The organism is Piscinibacter lacus (assembly GCF_016735685.1).
Lineage (GTDB): Bacteria > Pseudomonadota > Gammaproteobacteria > Burkholderiales > Burkholderiaceae_C > Aquariibacter > Aquariibacter lacus.
Window position 1 is genome coordinate 2123550 of the sequence record NZ_JAERRA010000001.1, and the last position, 16663, is coordinate 2140212.

The window sequence follows — 16663 nt, forward strand, 5'->3', positions numbered from 1 at the left end:
TCGTCAGGCCGCCGCCCAGCGGGCGCGGTGCTCGGCGGCCAGGCGCCAGGTCTGGAGCTGGATCTCGACCGTTTCCTCGATCACCTCGCCATAGCCGCCGCCCATGCAGAAGGCCAGCGGCACGCGGCGCGCGAGCGCGGCGGCAAAGACGCGCCGGTCGCGCTCGGCCAGGCCCTCCGCGCTGAGCGCCAGCCGGCCCAGCCGGTCGCCGGCATACGGGTCGGCGCCGGCCAGGTAGAGGATGAGGTCCGGCCGCGGCGCCCAGGCCCAGAGGCGGTCGAGCGCCGCGTCGAGCGCGTCCAGGTAGGCCACATCGCCAGTGCCGTCGGGCAGGTCCACCTCGTCGCGGCCAGGCACCTTGCGGAAGGGGAAGTTCTTCTCGCCGTGCATCGACAGGGTGTAGATCGCCGGATCGGCGCCCAGGATGGCCGCCGTGCCATTGCCCTGGTGCACGTCGAGGTCGATCACCGCGATGCGCGGCGGCGGCGCGCCGGCCGCGGCGCGCTCCGCCTGGAAGACCCGGGCCGCCACCGCCAGGTCGTTGAACACGCAGAAGCCGCTGCCCGCCCCGGCCGCAGCATGGTGGGTGCCGCCGGCCAGGTTGCCGGCCAGGCCCTCGCGCAAGGCATCGCGCATGGCGGCGACGGTGGCGCCGACCGAGCGGCGCGAGCGCTCGACCATGTCGGGCGACCAGGGAAAGCCGATCTCGCGCTGCATGGCCGGCGGCAGGCGGCCCTCGACCACGCCGCGCACATAGTCGGCCGTGTGGGCCAGCCGCAGCTCCTCGTCGCAGGCGGCGGGCGCCTCATGCAGTTCGACCGCCGGAAGGCGGGCCGCCACGGCCTCGCGCAGCAGGCGGTACTTCTGCATCGGAAAGCGGTGGCCGGGCGGCAGGGGCAGCACGAAGCGATCGCTGCTGTAGCCGCGCAGCCGCAGCAGGCCGGGGGCGGAATCGGGCGGGGCGAAGGACATGGCCCCGGAGTCTCGCCGCGCCCCGAACGCCCCGCGCCAGGCCTTGTCATTCCGGCGTCTTGCGGCTACGGGAAAGTTTATTGTGCAACGCAGCAAAAACCGCTTGCGCTGCACCGGAAGCTCCGTATACTTGCGTCCATGCTGCGGTGCAACAAACATGCAGCACTGCACGGAGACCCGGTCTCCAACCCCCGACCCATGCTCATCAAGGAGTTCACCATGACCAATGCCGAACAAGTCCTCGCCGCCCAGAAGGCCAGCGTCGAAACCCTCTTCACCCTGACCCAGAAGGCCTTCGAAGGCGTGGAAAAGCTGGTCGAGCTGAACCTGCAAGTCGCCAAGGCTTCGCTGGGTGAAGTCGCCGAGCACACCAAGGCTTCGATGTCGGTCAAGGACGCCCAGGAGCTGCTGGCCCTGAACACCGCCCTGCTGCAACCGGCCGCCGAGAAGGCCGCCGCCTACAGCCGCAGCGTGTACGACATCGTCAGCGCCACCGGCACCGAAGTCTCGAAGCTGGCCGAAGGCCAAGTGGCCGACGCCCAGAAGAAGTTCGCTTCGATGGTCGACACAGCCGCCAAGAACGCCCCGGCCGGTTCGGAGAATGCCGTCGCCCTGGTGAAGTCGGCCATCGCCGCCGCCACCAACGCCGTGGAATCGGTGCAGAAGGCCGCCAAGCAAGCCGCTGAAGTGACCGAAGCCAATCTGCAAGCCCTGAGCGCGACCGCCGCCAAGGCCACCGCCGCCGTCAAGCCGGCCGCCCGCCGCGGCTGAGCCCGGCCGTCGGAGCCTTCGGGCTCCGGCACCTGCTTCTTCCCGATCTCCTCGGATCCCGCAAGGGGTCTTGAGCCTGGCAGGCCTCGCGGCCTGCCGGGCTTCTTTCATTGCCGGGCCGCTCAGCGCGGCGCGGCGACCTCGCGCCGCAGGGCGCGGCGCAGGGCGGGCAGGGCCGCGCGGGCGGCGTCCCGGCCGGCGTCGATGGCGCGCTGGCGCTGGGTGAAGTCGGCGCCCGAGAGGCCGTCCAGCGCCGGGCGCAGCACCAGGTCGGCGCCCTGCAGCTCCCAGCGGTTCAGGCTGCGGCCCATGATGGCGAAGGTCTGCAGCAACATGCGCAGCGGGTCGCCGGTGGCCTGGCCCTCGGGCGCGGCCGAGATGTCGACGGCCAGCACCAGCTCGGCGCCCATCTGCCGGGCAAAGCGCACGGGCACCGGGGCGACGAGGCCGCCGTCCACATACTCGCGGCCGTTGATGCGCACCGGCATGAAGACCGCCGGCACGGCGCTGGAGGCGCGCACCGCGGTGCCCGGATCGCCCCGGCGGAAGAGCACGGCCTCGCCATTGCCCAGATCGGTGGCGACGATGCCCAGCGGCCGGACCATGCCCTCGATCAGCCGGCCCTCGGTGTGCTCGCGCACGTAGCGGGCCAGGGCCTGGCCGCGCAGCAGGCCGCGGCCGGTGAAGGTCCAGTCGCTGATGGCCGATTCGTCCATGCTGCGGGCGAGCGAGGCCAGCTCGGTGCCGCTCTTGCCCGAGGCCCACATGGCCGCGACCAGGCTGCCGGCCGAGGTGCCGACCACACAATGCACGGGGATGCCCTCGGCCTCCAGCACCTGGATCACGCCGATGTGGGCAAAGCCGCGGGCCGCGCCGCCGCCCAGGGCCAGGCCCAGGCGCGGGGGCGGCAGGACCACCGGGGGGGCGGGCGGGGGGGCTGGGAGCGCCGGGCTCGCGGCCCCGGCGGGGGGCTCGGCCGGCGGCGGGGCGGGCGGCGGCAGGCTGGCACAGCCCACCAGCGCAGCCAGCAGCAGCAGGCTGCTTATGTGGCGCAGCCGCGCACTCTTATCTCTCTTATGCATAAATATCAGACTTAAAAATACTTTCGAAGCTTTGGACTGAGCCTTAGCATCGCGCGTTCGCTGCGGCGGGGACCCACCCGCCTTGCAGCCTGCCGACATCATGAAAATCCGCGACCTCGACCTCAGCGACCACCCGATCAATGCCGAGCACCAGGCCCTGGGCCTGCCGCCGGTCGAGCAGTCGCTGACCCACGCCGCCGACCATCCGGTGCTGCGGGTGGCGAGCTGGGCGGTGATCTTCCTGCTGACCGGGGCCACCATGTACCTGCTGGCCCGCCTGTTCAACCAGGCCGACGGCCACAGCGCACTGCAGACGGTGGCCGAGACGCTGCAGGGCTCGGCCTTCTGGAGTGCGGTGGCCGTGGGCCTGCTGGCCCAGATTGTCGACGGCGCCCTGGGCATGGCCTACGGCATCACCTCGACCAGCTTCCTGCTCGCCACCGGCAGCAGCCCGGCGGTGGCCAGCGCGGCGGTGCACATTGCCGAAGTCTTCACCACCGGCGTGTCGGGCATCGCCCACATCAAGCTCGGCAATGTGAACAAGAGTCTCTTCCTGCGCCTGCTGCTGCCGGGCATGGGCGGTGCGATTGCCGGGGCCTGGCTGCTGTCGCGTGTCGACGGCGACACGATGAAGCCCTGGGTCTCGGCCTACCTGCTGCTGATGGGGCTCTATGTCATCAGCAAGATCTTCCGCAAGATCAAGCCGCGCCGCGACGAGCCGCGCCATGTGGCCAAGCTGGGCCTGCTCGGCGGCTTCGTCGATGCGGTGGGTGGCGGCGGCTGGGGTCCGGTGGTCACCACCACCCTGGTCGGCACCGGCCATGATCCGCGCATGACCATCGGCTCGGTCAACCTCGCCGAGTTCTTCCTGACCTTCGTGAGTGCCATCGCCTTCGCCGTGCTGGTCGGCGAGCAGCCTTGGCCGACGGTGGCGGGCCTGGTGGTGGGCGGCCTGTTCGCCGCGCCCTTTGCGGCCTACCTCACCTCGCGGCTGAGCACCCGCAGCCTGCTGATCCTGGTCGGTAGCGTGATCTCGCTGATCAGCACCTACAACCTGGCTCGCGCCCTGGGCTGAAACGCCCCACCCCGCCATGTACCAATACACCGACTTCGACCGCCAGTTCGTCCGCCAGCGGGCCGCGCAATTCCGCGACCAGCTCGAACGCAATCTGGCCGGCGTGCTGACCGACGACGACTTCCGCCCCCTGCGCCTGCAGAACGGCTGGTATGTGCAGCGCCACGCGCCCATGCTGCGGGTGGCCGTGCCCTATGGCGAGCTGAGCAGCCGGCAGTTGCGCCAGCTTGCGCGCATCGCCCGCGAGTTTGATGTCGTCCAGGACGGCCCCTTCAAGGGCCAGGGCGGCTACGGCCACTTCACCACGCGGCAGAACCTGCAATACAACTGGATTCCGCTGCACCGCGCCGCCGACGTGATGGACCTGCTGGCCGAGGTGGACATGCACGGCATCCAGACCAGCGGCAACTGCATCCGCAACATCACCAGCGACGCGCTGGCCGGCATCGCGCCCGACGAGATCGTCGATCCGCGCCCCTATGCCGAGATCCTGCGCCAGTGGTCCACCCTGCATCCCGAGTTCGCCTTCCTGCCGCGCAAGTTCAAGATCGCCATCACCGGCGCCACCGAGGACCGTGCCGCCACCGCCTGGCATGACATCGGCCTGCATGTGCTGAAGAACGCGGCAGGAGAAGTCGGCTTCCGCGTGTGGGTGGGCGGCGGCATGGGCCGCACGCCGGTGATCGCCACCGAGATCGCTGCCTTCGTGCCCTGGCAGCAGATCCTCGTGTTCATCGAAGCTATCGTCCGCGTCTACAACCGCTTCGGCCGGCGCGACAATATGTACAAGGCGCGGATCAAGATCCTCGTCAAGGCCGAGGGCCAGGCCTTCATCGATGCGGTGCAGGCCGAGTTCCAGGCCATCCTGAACCGCGATGTCGACGGCGACCGCCACCTGATCCCGCAGGCGGAGCTGGACCGCGTGGCCGCGTGCTTCCCGCTGCCCCAGGGCCTGGACGGCGCCGAGGCCGACGCGCTGCCGGCCGGCGACGGCAGCCCCGCCTACGCACGCTGGTTGCAGCGCAATGTGCATGCGCACCGCCTGCCGGGCTACCGCGCGGTGACCCTGTCCTACAAGCGCGTGGGCCAGGCCCCGGGCGATGCCACCGCCGATCAACTGGATGCGGCGGCCGAGCTGGTCGAGCGCTTCTCGCTCGGCGAATGCCGCGTCACCCACGACCAGAACCTGCTGCTGCCCTGGGTGCGCGCGAGCGAGCTGCCGGCCGTCTACGCCGAGGCCAAGCGCCTGGGCCTGGCCACGCCGAACATCGGCCTGCTGACCGACATGATCGCCTGCCCCGGCGGCGACTTCTGCGCCCTGGCCAACGCCCGTTCGCTGCCCCTGGCCGCGGCGATCACCGAGCGCTACCAGGACCTCGACGAGCTCGACGACCTGGGCGCCATCGACCTGCACATCAGCGGCTGCATCAACAGTTGCGGCCACCACCACAGCGGCCACATCGGCGTGCTCGGCGTCGACAAGGACGGGAGCGAGTGGTACCAGCTGACCCTGGGCGGCTCGGACGGCTCCAGCCTCTCGGGCGGCCCCGTGGCCGGCAAGGTCATCGGCCCGAGCTTCGCGGCCGACGAGATCGCCGATGCCGTCGAGGCCGTGATCGACACTTACCGCCGGCAGCGCGATGGCGGCGCCGAGCGCTTCGTCGACACCGTGCGCCGCATCGGCCTGGAGCCCTTCAAGCAGGCCGCCAATGCGGTGCGCCGCTCCACCGCCCCGGCCTGAGCCGCTGCCCCGCCGCAGGAAACCGCCATGAGATTCATCGACCTTCACGACCACGAAGCCTGGCATCCCGCCGGGGGCGAGGACGGCCCGCCCGTCAACATCACCCCCTCGGCCAACTTGCTGCTCGGCATCGAGCAGTGGCACGCCATCCGCGCGCAGTGGCCGGCCGACCTGCCGGTGGGCGTGAGCCTGCCCAACACCGTCGATGTCGAGGAGGCGCTGGGCACGGATCTCGGCCCCATCCGCCTCATCGCCCTGCACTTCCCAAAGTGGACCGACGGCCGCGCCTACAGCCAGGCCCGCCTGCTGCGCCAGCGCTTGCGCTTTGCCGGCGAGGTGCGAGCGACCGGCGAGGTGCTGGTCGACATGCTGCCGCTGATGCAGCGCACCGGCTTTGATGCGGCCGTGCTGCGCAGCGACCAGCGGCGCGATGTGGCCGAGAAGGTGCTGGGCTTCTTTGCCAAAGGCCACTACCAGGGCGATGTGCAGGACAGCCGCCCCTGGTTCCTGCGCGCCGGGAGCCCGGCATGAGCGGGGACAGCTCGACCGTCTCCGCCCTGCCCGGCGCCGAGCCGGCGGCTGGCTCGGCCATCGCGCTCTACGCGCGCAAGGGCCCGGACTTCAAGGCCAAGCTGGCCGCCACCGTCGAGCGCCTGAGCGCCGCCGCGGCCGCCCACCCGGGCCGCATCGTGCAGGCCACCAGCCTGGGCGCCGAGGACATGGTGATCACCGACTTGATCGCCCGCCACCGCCTGCCGATCGCGATCGGCACGCTGGACACCGGCGCCCTGCATGCCGAGACCGTCGACCTGATCGACCGCATCACCACGCATTACGGCCTGCCGGTCGAGGTGTTTCGCCCGCAGGCCGAGGCAGTCGTCACCTTCGTGCGCGAGCACGGCGAGCGCGCGATGTACGAGAGCCTGGCCCTGCGCAAGGCCTGCTGCGGCCTGCGCAAGCTGGAGCCGCTGGGCCGCATGCTGAAGGATCGCAGCGCCTGGATCACCGGCCTGCGTCGCGAGCAGAGCGAGGCCCGCGGCGAAGTACCTTTTGAGGACCGCGACGATGCCGGCCGCCTCAAGCTCAATGCCCTGGCCGATTGGCGCTGGGGCGAGGTCTGGGCCTACATCGCCGAGCACGGCGTGCCCTTCAACCCGCTGCACGACCAGTTCATGCCCAGCATCGGCTGCGCGCCCTGCACCCGCGCCATCGCCGTGGGCGAGCCCTTCCGCGCCGGCCGCTGGTGGTGGGAGGACGAACAGGCCAAGGAATGTGGCCTGCACGTCAGCCAGGCCGCCGGCCACTGAGTTTCCCCGCATTCCAGGCTTCACCCCGCGCCCCCGCCATGCACGCCCCTGAACTGCATCCCGTCGTCTTCGTCGGGGCCGGCCCCGGCCCCGTCGACCTGCTGACCCTGCGCGGCGCGCAGCGCCTGGCCGCGGCCGAGGTCGTGCTCTTCGACGCCCTGACAGATGTCGAGGGCTTCCGCCGCCTCGCGCCCGGCGCGAGCTGGATCGATGTGGGCAAGCGCGGCTTCTCCGGCCAGCCCGGCTGCGATGCCTCGGGCCAGGCGCGCATCAACCACCTGCTGGTCCGGCATGCCCTGGCCGGCGCGCGGGTGCTGCGCCTCAAGGGCGGCGACCCCAGCCTCTTCGGCCGGCTGGAAGAAGAGCTGGAAGCCCTGGCCGCCGCCGGCCTGCAAGCCGAGGTGGTGCCGGGCGTGACCGCGGCCCTGGCCGCTGCGGCCGACCTGCAACGCCCGCTGACCCGCCGCGGTCGCGGCCGCAGCGTGCGCTTCAGCACCGCGGTCAGCGCGGTGCCGGCCGCCGACACGCCGGCCGGCCAGCCGCCCCAGGGCCGGCTGGAGCTGCCCGCCGGCCCGCGCGCCGACACCGAGGTCTTCTACATGGCCGGCAAACAGCTCGCCGCGCTGGGCCGCCGCCTGCTGGCGGCCGGCTGGGCGGCCGACACGGCGGTGGCCGTCGTCTCGCGCGCAGGCTGTACCGACCGGCTCGACAGCAGCCACCGGCTGAACGATCTGGCCGCCGCCGCCGTGCTGCATGCCGGCCGGCCGACCGTCGTCTGCGTGGGCCTGGGCGCCGAAGCCCTGATGCGCCCTCGGGATGCAGATTGCGCCATCCTTGCGACGCGCAAGGCCCGGGCGGCGCGCAGCCCCGTCGCCGAAGCCTAAAATTCAGGGTTTTTGCCGCTTGCGGCGCCTGAGGGCGCGGCAGCCCCTCTTCATCCGCCCAGAGCCCCGTCATGACCCACGTCGTCACCGAAGCCTGCATCCGCTGCAAGTACACCGACTGCGTCGATGTCTGCCCCGTCGACTGCTTCCGCGAAGGCCCGAACTTCCTCGTGATCGATCCGGACGAGTGCATCGACTGCGCGGTCTGCATCCCCGAATGCCCGGTCGGCGCCATCGTGCCGGAAGAAGACGTGCCGACCGCGCAGGTCCCCTTCATCAAGCTCAATGCCGAGCTGTCCCGCCAGTGGCCGAGCATCACCAAGCGCAAGGGTGCGCTGCCCGATGCCGACGACTGGAAGGACAAGCCCAACAAGCTGGGCGAGCTCATCCGCTGAGCCCCGCGCGACCCTTTCCGATTTCCTGACGAGCCCCAAGCATGGATCCGCTGCCGACCTCCGCCCTTGCCGAAACCGCTGCCGCCAGTGGCCCGATCGAGACCGATGCTGTCATCGTCGGCGCCGGTCCGGTCGGCCTCTTCCAGGTCTTCGAGCTGGGCCTGCTGGAGATCAAGGCACACATCATCGATTCGCTCGCCTACCCCGGTGGCCAGTGCGTCGAGCTCTATCCCGACAAGCCGATCTATGACATCCCGGCCGTGCCCGTCTGCACCGGCCAGGAGCTGACCAACAGTCTGCTCAAGCAGATCGAACCCTTCGGCGCCACCTTCCACCTGGGCCAGGAAGTCACCCTGGTGCACAAGCGCGAGGACGGCCGCTTCGACGTGGAAACCAGCAAGGGCACGCGCTTCATCACCAAGACCCTCTTCATCGCGGGCGGCGTCGGCAGCTTCCAGCCGCGCACGCTGAAGGTGGACGGCCTGGAAGCCTTCGAGGGCACGCAGGTCCACTACCGCGTGCGCAACCCGGAGCAGTTCGCCGGCAAGAACCTGGTGATCGTCGGCGGCGGGGATTCGGCCCTGGACTGGGCACTCAACTTCTGCGGCGGCCATGCCGACGGCAACCCGCACAAGGCCGAGAGCGTGATCCTGATCCACCGCCGCGACGGCTTTCGTGCCGCGCCCGCCAGCGTGGCCAAGATGCGCGAGCTGTGCGAGGCCTACGAGATGCAGTTCATCGTCGGTCAGGTCACCGGCTTCGAGGCCGAGGGCGGCGCGCTCAGCCAGATCAAGGTCACCGGCGGCGACGGCGTGACCCGCACCGTGCCGCTCGACCAGTTGCTCGTCTTCTTCGGCCTCAGCCCCAAGCTGGGCCCGATCGCCGAATGGGGCCTGGCCCTGGACCGCAAGCAGATCGCGGTCGACACCGAGAAATTCGAGACCAGCATCCCCGGCATCTTCGCGGTCGGCGACATCAACACCTACCCGGGCAAGAAGAAGCTCATCCTGTCGGGCTTCCACGAAGCTGCGCTTGCCGCCTTCGCGGCAGCGCCCTACATCTTCCCGGACAAGCGCATCCACCTGCAGTACACGACCACCAGCCCCAAGCTGCACAAGGTGCTCGGCGTGGAATCACCCGTGTTCGACTGAAGCGGCGGGGCCGCTGCGGAGCCACGAAGGGGCGCCCGAGGGCGCCCCTTTTCAATGGCGCCGGCCTCGTCACCTGGCTTGTGCCGGAGGCTGGGCAGGCCTGCTGCGAAGGTCAAGGAGGAGGCCGCGCAGCGGCCGGGGGACACGCAGCAGCAGGCCTGCCCAGCCTCCGGCCGCGCGACTCAGGGTGCAGGCGGCCCGAAACCTGTATGCGGCCTTGCCGCCCAGGGTGCGAGCGATACCCCAAGGGTGGCATCGCGGGGCCGCGCAGGCGCGCAAGGGCGCAGGTCAAGGAGGAGGGCCGCACCGCGGCCCGGGGGACACGGAGCCCTTGCGCGCCTGCGCGGCCCCGCGCTTCTCCACCCCGGCACAAAGCCCTCGAAGAGCATCCCCAGTCAGGCCGCCAAGCGCCTTCTCAATGGGCCGACCCGGGACATGCGCCACCTCGGGCGCAGCCCCCTGGGCTTATTGCAGCGGCGTCTTCTTGCCGTCCTTGTAGACGTAGAGCGTCATGGCCGGATCCTTCAGCTCGCCGTCGGCTTCGAAGACGACCTTGGCGGTCACGCCTTCGTAGTTGGTCTCCTTGAGCTTGGGGCCGTAGACCTTGGGATCGGCGGAGTCGGCGCGCTTCATGGCGTCAACCATCACCATCACCGCGTCGTAGACGTAGGGCGAGTAGACCTGGAACTGGCCCGGGTACTTGGCGTCGTAGGCGGCGCGCCAGGCATTGCCCTTGGGCATCTTGTCGAGCGAGGCACCGCCCTCGGCGCAGACCACGCCCTCCAGGGCCTTGGCGCCGCCGGACAGCTCGGCCAGCTTGGCCGTGCAGATGCCGTCGCCGCCGAAGACCTTCACGCCGCTCAGGCCGAGCTGGTCGAGCTGGCGCAGCATCGGGCCGGCCTGCGGGTCCATGCCGCCGAAGAAGACGCCCTCGGGCGCCTTGTCCTTGATGGCGGTGAGGATGGCCATGAAGTCGGTGGCCTTGTCGTTGGTGTATTGCTCGGCGACGACTTCGATGCCCTGCTCGGCCGCGATCTTCTTGAAGACCTCGGCAATGCCCTGGCCGTAGGCGGTGCGGTCGTCGACGACGGCGACCTTGCTCAAGCCCAGGGTCTTGGCGGCGTAGACGGCCAGGCCGGCGCCCAGGGCGTTGTCATTGGCCAGCAGGCGGTAGGCGGTGGTGAAGCCCTGCTGGGTGTACTTGGGATTGGTCGCGGCCGGGGTGATCTGCGGGATGCCGCAGTCGAAGTAGATCTTCGAGGCCGGGATGGTGGTGCCCGAGTTCAGGTGACCGATGACGCCGTTGACCTTGGCATCGCAGAGCTTCTGCGCGGCGGCCGTGCCCTGCTTGGGGTCGGCGCCGTCGTCCTCGGCGAGCAGCTCGAACTTGACCTTCTTGCCGCCCAGCACGATGCCCTGGGTGTTGAGCTCGTCGATCGCCATGCGGGCGCCGTTCTCGTTGTCCTTGCCGTAGTGGGCCTGGGCGCCGGAGACGGGGCCGACGTGGCCGATCTTGACGACGAGGCTGTCATCGGCCGGCTTGGAGCAGGCGGCCAGCAGCGCGGCGGACGCCAGGGCCAGGGTCAGCGGCTTGAGCTTGAGGGTCATCGGGAATCTCCAGGATCAGGGGGAGGGGACGGGAAATCGAGGGGCCGGGCCGCAGAGGCCTCAGCCGTCCATGGGATGGTGGCTGAGCGCATAGCCGCGGTCGGCGTAATGCCGCCAGCGCTGGCGGCCGGCCAGGCGGCTGGCCGGGTCGGCGCCGACGATGTCGTAGAGCCGGGCGAAGCGCTCGAAGCCCAGCGGGGCCTCGGCGGCCTCGCCGGCCAAGTGCAGCAGGCGGTCGACATCGGCCGGCACGGGATCGAGCTGCTCGACCAGCCAGACCGGCGTGCGCGCGAGATGCGCGGCCGGCGCCAGCCCGCTGCGGGCGCGCAGGTGCGGCCGGAAGCTGAGCGGATCGTCGCTCCACAGGTGCTGGCTGATGCGGTCCAGCAGCGCGGCGGGGCCCAGCACGGCCAGCCGCGCACCCTGGGCCTCGGCCTTGCGCAGCAGCTTCATCACATGGACGAGCGGTTCGGCCACGCCGGTGTGGAACTGGATCTCGGTCATGGCGCGACCGGGTGGGCTGCGCTCAGCCGCCTTCGGTGGCCCGGGCGCGGCCGAGCAGGAAGTGCGTCAGCAGCGGCACCGGGCGGCCGGTGGCGCCCTTGGCGGCACCGGACTTCCAGGCCGTGCCGGCGATGTCGAGGTGGGCCCAGCGGTAGGCCTTGGCGAACTTCTTCAGGAAGGCCGCCGCGGTGATCGCCCCGCCCATGCGCCCGCCGATGTTGCCCATGTCGGCGAAGTTGCTCTTCAGGCCTTCGTCGTACTCGGCATCCAGCGGCATGCGCCAGGCCAGGTCCAGGCCGGCCTCGCCCGCGGCCAGCAGCTCGGCGGCCAGGGCATCGTCGGGGCTGAACAGGCCGCTGCGCACGGCGCCCAGGGCCACCACGCAGGCGCCGGTGAGGGTGGCGATGTCGACCACGGCCGCGGGCTTGAAGCGCTCGGCATAGGTCAGCGCATCGCAGAGGATGAGGCGGCCTTCGGCATCGGTGTTGAGAATCTCGATGGTCTGCCCGCTCATGCTGGTGACCACGTCGCCGGGCTTGATTGCGCGGCCGTCGGGCATGTTCTCGCAGCTCGGGATCAGGCCGATCACGTTCAGCTTGGGCTGAAGCTCAATCAGCGCCCGGAAGGTGCCGAGCACGCTGGCCGCGCCGCCCATGTCGAACTTCATCTCGTCCATGTCCGGCGAGGGCTTGATCGAGATACCGCCGGTGTCGAAGGTGATGCCCTTGCCGACCAGCACCACCGGCGCCTGCTTCTTGGCCGCGCCCTGGTAGTTCAGCACGATGAACTTGGGCGGCTCCTCGGAGCCCTGGGCCACGGCGAGGAAGGAACCCATGCCGAGCTTGGCGCAGTCCTTCCGGTCCAGCACGGTGCAGCTCAGGCGGTCCTGGCCCTTGGCGAGCTTCTGGGCTTCTTCGGCCAGCCAGCTCGGCGTGGCATGGTTGCCCGGGCGGTTGGCGCACTCGCGGGCCAGGTGCAGGCCCAGGCCGATGGCCTGGCCGCGGGCCAGGCCGGCCTTCACCGCAGCCGCCTCGGCCTTGCCGCAGGCCAGGCTGATCTTCTGCAGCGCGGGCGCGGCCGGGGCACTCGGCTTGGTGTGGGTGTAGCGGTAGCTGGACTCGGCAGCGGCCAGGGCCACGGCCTCGGCATGGGCTTCGCCGAGCGGCATGCCAGCGGTGGCCAGCAGCACCTGGCGCACGCCCAGCGGCTTGACGGCCGCCAGGCCCAGGGCCACGGCATGACGCAGGGCCTTGGCGCTGCCGTCGGCAGCCACCACGAAGAGCAGGCGCGCAGCCTTCAGTCCGGTCGGGCGATGCAGGTAGAGGCTGCGGCCGCTTTCGAGCTTCAGGTCGCCCGCGGCGAGGGCCTCGTCACGCAGGGCCAGCAGGGGCTCGGCCAGGGTCTGGGTGGCGGCTTCGCCGGACAGGACGAGCAGCAGCAAATCGCTGCTGGCCGATGCCAGGGCCTCGGGCCCGGCGGTGATCTGACGCAGTTCCATGGGCGACCGTGAGGAGCGTGGCTCGTTATAAAGTCGGGCGATGTTATTCGATCGCTCGCTGCGCAAGGACCTCGGACGCAGCTTCGGAGCGACCCTGGTGGTCATCCTCGTCATCGTCATCACCAGCTTCCTGGTGCGCGCCCTCAACCAGGCCGCGGGGGGTGACATCGCGCCCCAGGACGTGGCCCTGCTGCTCGGCTACGCCGTGCTGCAGCACCTGCCGACGCTGCTGACGCTGTCGCTGTTCATCGCGGTGGTCAGCACCCTCACCCGGCTCTACCGCGACAGCGAGATGGTCGTCTGGCTCAGCAGCGGCCTGGGGCTGACGCGCTTCATCGGCCCGGTGCTGCGCTCGGCCGCGCCGGTGCTGGCGGCCGTCGCGGTGCTGGCCCTGGTGGTGTGGCCCTGGAGCAATCAACAGGTGGTCGAGTTGCGCGAGCGCTACCAGCGCCGGTCGGACCTGTCCAAGATCGCGCCGGGCCAGTTCATCAGCTCCTCCGACGGCCGGCGCATCTTCTTCGTCGACCGCGACAGCCAGGAGGCCGCGGCGGCCCGCGGCGGCGAAGGCCAGCTCGCCCGCAACATCTTTCTGCTCGACCAACAGGAGCGCCAGGAATCGCTGACCGCCGCCCGCGGCGGCCGCCTGGAATGGGTGGGCGAGGATCGCTTCGTCGTGCTCGAACAAGGCCAGCGCAACGACCTGGACCTGCAAACCGGCGAGCGCCGCCAGGCGCGCTTCGAGTCCTACCGCGTGCTGGCCGGCGAGCGCCGCGTCGGGCCGAGCGAGGCCCTGCCGGTCAAGGCCCGCAGCACCTGGTCGCTGCTCACCGAGCCGACGCCGCGCCACCTGGGCGAGCTGGTTTGGCGCGCCGGCCTGGCCCTGGGCGGCGTGCCGCTGGTGCTGTTTGGCATCGGCCTGGCGGCGGGCAACCCGCGCCGCGCCGGCAGTTGGAACCTGCTGCTGGCGCTGCTGGCCTTCGTCCTGTACTACAACCTGCTGCTGCTGTCCCAGACCTGGGTGGGCAGCGGCCGCACCGCGGCCCTGCCCACCCTGCTGCTGCTGCACGGCGGCGGCCTGCTGGCCGCGCTGGCCCTGATCGGCTGGCGCCAGGACGGCATCCGCCTGGGCCTGCGCCGCACGCGCCGCGCGAGCTGAACGCCATGCGCACCGTCCGCCGCCTGCTCTATGCCGAACTGCTCGGCGCCATCGCCTTCGTGACCCTGGCCTTCCTGGCCCTGTTCTTCTTCATCGACCTGGTCGACGACTTGGACAACCTCGGCCGCGGCGGCTACGGCCTGCACCATGCGCTGGGCTACTGCCTGCTGCTGGTGCCGGGGCATTTCTACGAGCTGTTTCCGATCGCGGTGCTGATCGGCGCGATCTATGCGCTGGCGCGGCTCGCGCAGTCGAGCGAGTTCACCATCCTGCGCACGGCCGGCCTCGGGCCGGGCCGGGCGCTGGGCCTGCTGGGCAAGCTCGGCCTGGTCTTCGCACTGCTGACCTTTGTCGTGGGCGATGTCATCGCGCCCTGGGCTGACCAGCAGGCCGAAACCGTGCATGCGCTGTGGCGCGGCCGCGTGCCGCAGGCCGGCCGCGAAGGCGCCTGGCTCAAGGACCGGGTGCCCGCAGCCGAGGGCCGGACCGAGGACGGCCGCTTCGAATCCGTGCGCATCGAGCGCATCGGCGCCGACGGCCGCATGGAAGGCCTGCGCATCTACGCCTTCGACGCCAGCGGCCAGCTCCTGTCGCGGCTGCAGGCCGAGCGCGGCACGCTGCGCGACGGCGCCTGGCAGCTCGAAGGCGTGCGCCGCATCGACTGGCAGCCGCGCGGCGAAGGCGCGGCCCAGCGCCTGCCGGCCGAGGAGCGGCTGGCCGAGCTGGTCTGGCCAAGCAGCCTGTCGCCCGCGGTGGTGGCGGCCTCCATCACCCGCACCAGCAGCCTGTCGACGCTGAACCTGTGGCGCTACATGCGTCACCTGAACGAGAACGCGCAGGCCGCGCAGAAGCCGGCGATCCAGTTCTGGAAGAAGGCGCTCTACCCGCTGGCCTGCCTGGTGATGCTGGGCCTGGCCCTGCCCTTTGCCTACTTGCAGGCGCGGCGCGGCGGGGTGAGCCTGAAGGTCTTCGGCGGCATCCTGCTCGGCATCAGCTTCGTGCTGCTCAACAACGTCTCCACCCACCTGGGCCTGCTGCGCGAGTGGACGCCCTGGCTGGCCGCCGGTGCGCCGAGCGCCGTCTACCTCCTGCTGTCGCTGGCCGCCTTCGCGTGGCTGGTGCGTACCCGATGAATGCCGCTTCCGACCTTGCCGCCGCCGATGGCGTGCTGCTCTTCGCCCACGGCGCCCGCGATCCGGCCTGGGCCGGTCCCTTCGAAGGCGTGGCCCAGCGGCTGCGCGCGCAGGCGCCCGGTCTGCACGTGGGCCTGGGCTTTCTCGAATTCATGAGCCCGAGCCTGGCCGAGGCCGGCGCCGCGCTGGCGCAGGCCGGCTGCCGGCATGTGCGGGTGGTGCCGCTCTTCCTGGGCGCGGGCGGCCATGTGCGCAAGGACCTGCCGGCCCTGCTCGATGCCCTGCGCGCCGCCCAGCCCGGCTGCCGCTACAGCCTGGCGCCCGCGGTCGGCGAGCTTGCGCCCGTGGTCGGCGCCATGGCCGAAGCCGCGCTGGCCCTGGCCGCCGACCCGGCCGCCGTGCCGCGCCACGACGCCGCACCTGCGCCATGAACCTGCACCAGTTCCGCTTCGTGCAGGAGGCGGCCCGCCGCAACCTGAACCTGACCGAGACGGCCAAGGCGCTGCACACCTCGCAGCCCGGCATCAGCAAGGCCATCCTGGAGCTGGAAGAGGAACTGGGCATCGACATCTTCGTGCGCCACGGCAAGCGCCTGAAGCGCATCACCGAGCCCGGCCTGCGCGTGCTGCAGGCGGTGGACGTGATCCTGCGCGAGGTGGCCAACCTCAAGCGCATCGGCGAGGAATACAGCAAACAGGACAGCGGCACCCTGGTGATCGCCACCACCCACACCCAGGCGCGCTACCTGCTGCCGGGGCCGCTGGTGGCGCTGCGCAAGCGGCATCCGAAGGTGGTCGTCACGCTGCTGGAGGCGGCGCCGCCGCAGGTCGCGCAGATGCTGCTCGACGACCGCGCCGATGTCGGCCTGGCCACCGAAGCCCTGGCCAGCACCGAGGGCCTGCTGAGCCTGCCCTGCTACGAGTGGCAGCACATGCTGGTGATGCCGGCCGACCATCCCCTGGCCGCGGTCGAGCGCCTGACGCTGGAGCAGATCGCGCGCGAGCCCATCGTGTCCTACAGCACCGCCTATGCCGGCCGCAGCCGCATCGACCAGGCCTTCGCGCTCAAGGGCCTGAGCCCGCAGATCGTGCTGGAAGCCACCGACGCCGACGTGATCAAGACCTATGTGCGCCACGGCATGGGCCTGGGCATCGTGCCGGAGATCACCGTCAAGGACGATCCGGCCTGCGCCCCCGGCGGCGAGCTGGTGGTGCGGCCCATGGGCCAGTTCTTCGGCCGCAACACCACCCGCATCGCCTTCAAGCGCAGCGCCTACCTGCGCAGCTTCGTCTATGCCTTCGCCGAGCTGGTGTCCGAGCGCATGAACCGCGGCCTGATCGAAAAGCTGATGGCCGGCGAAGCCGAGCACTACGAGCTGTGAGCCCC

17 protein-coding genes are annotated in these 16663 nt (G+C 70.9%); 12 read left to right on the forward strand and 5 right to left on the reverse strand.

Annotated features, from left to right (window positions below):
* Nucleotides 1-3: 3 nt before the first annotated feature.
* Nucleotides 4-972: a histone deacetylase family protein gene (locus JI742_RS09545; protein ID WP_236676848.1), complete on the reverse strand. Its 969-nt coding sequence runs from the start codon at nucleotides 970-972 to the stop codon at nucleotides 4-6.
* A 219-nt stretch (nucleotides 973-1191) separates the two neighbouring features.
* Here JI742_RS09545 and JI742_RS09550 point away from each other — a divergent pair, with 219 nt between their 5' ends.
* On the forward strand, nucleotides 1192-1743 hold the full coding sequence (locus tag JI742_RS09550; RefSeq protein ID WP_201825939.1) for a phasin family protein: 552 nt from the start codon (nucleotides 1192-1194) through the stop codon (nucleotides 1741-1743).
* A gap of 122 nt (nucleotides 1744-1865) precedes the next feature.
* Here JI742_RS09550 and JI742_RS09555 read toward each other — a convergent pair whose 3' ends face one another.
* Complete coding sequence (locus JI742_RS09555; RefSeq protein ID WP_201825941.1) at nucleotides 1866-2825, reverse strand: patatin-like phospholipase family protein; 960 nt, start codon at nucleotides 2823-2825, stop codon at nucleotides 1866-1868.
* 100 nt (nucleotides 2826-2925) lie between these two features.
* On the opposite strand from JI742_RS09555, the gene JI742_RS09560 reads away from it, so the two are divergent.
* From JI742_RS09560 to JI742_RS09590, 7 genes are all read left to right on the forward strand, one after another.
* Nucleotides 2926-3900: a sulfite exporter TauE/SafE family protein gene (locus JI742_RS09560; RefSeq protein ID WP_201825943.1), complete on the forward strand. Its 975-nt coding sequence runs from the start codon at nucleotides 2926-2928 to the stop codon at nucleotides 3898-3900.
* A gap of 16 nt (nucleotides 3901-3916) precedes the next feature.
* Complete coding sequence (locus JI742_RS09565) at nucleotides 3917-5641, forward strand: nitrite/sulfite reductase (protein WP_201825945.1); 1725 nt, start codon at nucleotides 3917-3919, stop codon at nucleotides 5639-5641.
* Nucleotides 5642-5668: 27 nt separating this feature from the next.
* The gene (locus JI742_RS09570; protein ID WP_201825946.1) at nucleotides 5669-6172 is read left to right on the forward strand and encodes a DUF934 domain-containing protein; all 504 of its coding nucleotides are present in this window, start codon (nucleotides 5669-5671) and stop codon (nucleotides 6170-6172) included.
* On the forward strand, nucleotides 6169-6948 hold the full coding sequence (locus tag JI742_RS09575; protein ID WP_201825948.1) for a phosphoadenylyl-sulfate reductase: 780 nt from the start codon (nucleotides 6169-6171) through the stop codon (nucleotides 6946-6948). Before JI742_RS09570 ends, JI742_RS09575 begins: the two co-directional genes overlap by 4 nt.
* Before the next feature lie 38 nt (nucleotides 6949-6986).
* Nucleotides 6987-7832: a uroporphyrinogen-III C-methyltransferase gene (gene cobA / locus JI742_RS09580; protein ID WP_236676849.1), complete on the forward strand. Its 846-nt coding sequence runs from the start codon at nucleotides 6987-6989 to the stop codon at nucleotides 7830-7832.
* Nucleotides 7833-7903: 71 nt separating this feature from the next.
* The gene (gene fdxA / locus JI742_RS09585) at nucleotides 7904-8227 is read left to right on the forward strand and encodes a ferredoxin FdxA (RefSeq protein ID WP_201825951.1); all 324 of its coding nucleotides are present in this window, start codon (nucleotides 7904-7906) and stop codon (nucleotides 8225-8227) included.
* A 41-nt stretch (nucleotides 8228-8268) separates the two neighbouring features.
* Nucleotides 8269-9378, forward strand: coding sequence for an NAD(P)/FAD-dependent oxidoreductase (locus JI742_RS09590; protein WP_201825953.1), 1110 nt, complete (start codon nucleotides 8269-8271; stop codon nucleotides 9376-9378).
* 465 nt (nucleotides 9379-9843) lie between these two features.
* Here the strand turns inward: JI742_RS09590 and JI742_RS09595 are convergent, their stop codons facing one another.
* The 3 genes from JI742_RS09595 to JI742_RS09605 are packed head-to-tail and all read right to left on the reverse strand — an operon-like array spanning nucleotide 9844 to nucleotide 12988.
* Nucleotides 9844-10986 (reverse strand): branched-chain amino acid ABC transporter substrate-binding protein, encoded by a 1143-nt coding sequence (locus JI742_RS09595; protein ID WP_201825955.1) that lies wholly within the window; start codon nucleotides 10984-10986, stop codon nucleotides 9844-9846.
* 60 nt (nucleotides 10987-11046) lie between these two features.
* Nucleotides 11047-11490 carry a DNA polymerase III subunit chi gene (locus tag JI742_RS09600; RefSeq protein ID WP_201825957.1) on the reverse strand — a complete coding sequence of 148 codons (444 nt, stop codon included), beginning with the start codon at nucleotides 11488-11490 and terminating at the stop codon, nucleotides 11047-11049.
* A 22-nt stretch (nucleotides 11491-11512) separates the two neighbouring features.
* On the reverse strand, nucleotides 11513-12988 hold the full coding sequence (locus JI742_RS09605) for a leucyl aminopeptidase (RefSeq protein WP_201825959.1): 1476 nt from the start codon (nucleotides 12986-12988) through the stop codon (nucleotides 11513-11515).
* A gap of 40 nt (nucleotides 12989-13028) precedes the next feature.
* On the opposite strand from JI742_RS09605, the gene lptF reads away from it, so the two are divergent.
* Genes lptF through JI742_RS09625 form a run of 4 tightly spaced genes read left to right on the forward strand, consistent with a single transcriptional unit; the run spans nucleotide 13029 to nucleotide 16658 of the window.
* Complete coding sequence (gene lptF, locus JI742_RS09610; protein WP_201825961.1) at nucleotides 13029-14144, forward strand: LPS export ABC transporter permease LptF; 1116 nt, start codon at nucleotides 13029-13031, stop codon at nucleotides 14142-14144.
* 5 nt (nucleotides 14145-14149) lie between these two features.
* Nucleotides 14150-15277 (forward strand): LPS export ABC transporter permease LptG, encoded by a 1128-nt coding sequence (gene lptG, locus JI742_RS09615; RefSeq protein WP_201825964.1) that lies wholly within the window; start codon nucleotides 14150-14152, stop codon nucleotides 15275-15277.
* Complete coding sequence (locus JI742_RS09620) at nucleotides 15274-15708, forward strand: sirohydrochlorin chelatase (protein WP_201825966.1); 435 nt, start codon at nucleotides 15274-15276, stop codon at nucleotides 15706-15708. The genes lptG and JI742_RS09620 overlap by 4 nt, the downstream gene beginning before the upstream one ends.
* Nucleotides 15705-16658: a CysB family HTH-type transcriptional regulator gene (locus tag JI742_RS09625; RefSeq protein ID WP_201825968.1), complete on the forward strand. Its 954-nt coding sequence runs from the start codon at nucleotides 15705-15707 to the stop codon at nucleotides 16656-16658. Before JI742_RS09620 ends, JI742_RS09625 begins: the two co-directional genes overlap by 4 nt.
* The last annotated feature ends 5 nt before the right edge of the window (nucleotides 16659-16663 follow it).

What these genes read in the sequence shown, in the direction of transcription:
- JI742_RS09590 (WP_201825953.1), top strand. Translation starts at nt 8,269, where the DNA reads ATGGATCCGCTGCCGACCTCCGCCCTTGCCGAAACCGCTGCCGCCAGT.
- fdxA (WP_201825951.1), top strand. Translation starts at nt 7,904, where the DNA reads ATGACCCACGTCGTCACCGAAGCCTGCATCCGCTGCAAGTACACCGAC.
- JI742_RS09555 (WP_201825941.1), bottom strand. Translation starts at nt 2,825, where the DNA reads ATGCATAAGAGAGATAAGAGTGCGCGGCTGCGCCACATAAGCAGCCTG.
- JI742_RS09625 (WP_201825968.1), top strand. Translation starts at nt 15,705, where the DNA reads ATGAACCTGCACCAGTTCCGCTTCGTGCAGGAGGCGGCCCGCCGCAAC.
- cobA (WP_236676849.1), top strand. Translation starts at nt 6,987, where the DNA reads ATGCACGCCCCTGAACTGCATCCCGTCGTCTTCGTCGGGGCCGGCCCC.
- JI742_RS09570 (WP_201825946.1), top strand. Translation starts at nt 5,669, where the DNA reads ATGAGATTCATCGACCTTCACGACCACGAAGCCTGGCATCCCGCCGGG.
- lptF (WP_201825961.1), top strand. Translation starts at nt 13,029, where the DNA reads ATGTTATTCGATCGCTCGCTGCGCAAGGACCTCGGACGCAGCTTCGGA.
- JI742_RS09550 (WP_201825939.1), top strand. Translation starts at nt 1,192, where the DNA reads ATGACCAATGCCGAACAAGTCCTCGCCGCCCAGAAGGCCAGCGTCGAA.
- JI742_RS09575 (WP_201825948.1), top strand. Translation starts at nt 6,169, where the DNA reads ATGAGCGGGGACAGCTCGACCGTCTCCGCCCTGCCCGGCGCCGAGCCG.
- JI742_RS09620 (WP_201825966.1), top strand. Translation starts at nt 15,274, where the DNA reads ATGAATGCCGCTTCCGACCTTGCCGCCGCCGATGGCGTGCTGCTCTTC.
- JI742_RS09545 (WP_236676848.1), bottom strand. Translation starts at nt 972, where the DNA reads ATGTCCTTCGCCCCGCCCGATTCCGCCCCCGGCCTGCTGCGGCTGCGC.
- JI742_RS09605 (WP_201825959.1), bottom strand. Translation starts at nt 12,988, where the DNA reads ATGGAACTGCGTCAGATCACCGCCGGGCCCGAGGCCCTGGCATCGGCC.
- lptG (WP_201825964.1), top strand. Translation starts at nt 14,150, where the DNA reads ATGCGCACCGTCCGCCGCCTGCTCTATGCCGAACTGCTCGGCGCCATC.
- JI742_RS09565 (WP_201825945.1), top strand. Translation starts at nt 3,917, where the DNA reads ATGTACCAATACACCGACTTCGACCGCCAGTTCGTCCGCCAGCGGGCC.
- JI742_RS09560 (WP_201825943.1), top strand. Translation starts at nt 2,926, where the DNA reads ATGAAAATCCGCGACCTCGACCTCAGCGACCACCCGATCAATGCCGAG.
- JI742_RS09600 (WP_201825957.1), bottom strand. Translation starts at nt 11,490, where the DNA reads ATGACCGAGATCCAGTTCCACACCGGCGTGGCCGAACCGCTCGTCCAT.
- JI742_RS09595 (WP_201825955.1), bottom strand. Translation starts at nt 10,986, where the DNA reads ATGACCCTCAAGCTCAAGCCGCTGACCCTGGCCCTGGCGTCCGCCGCG.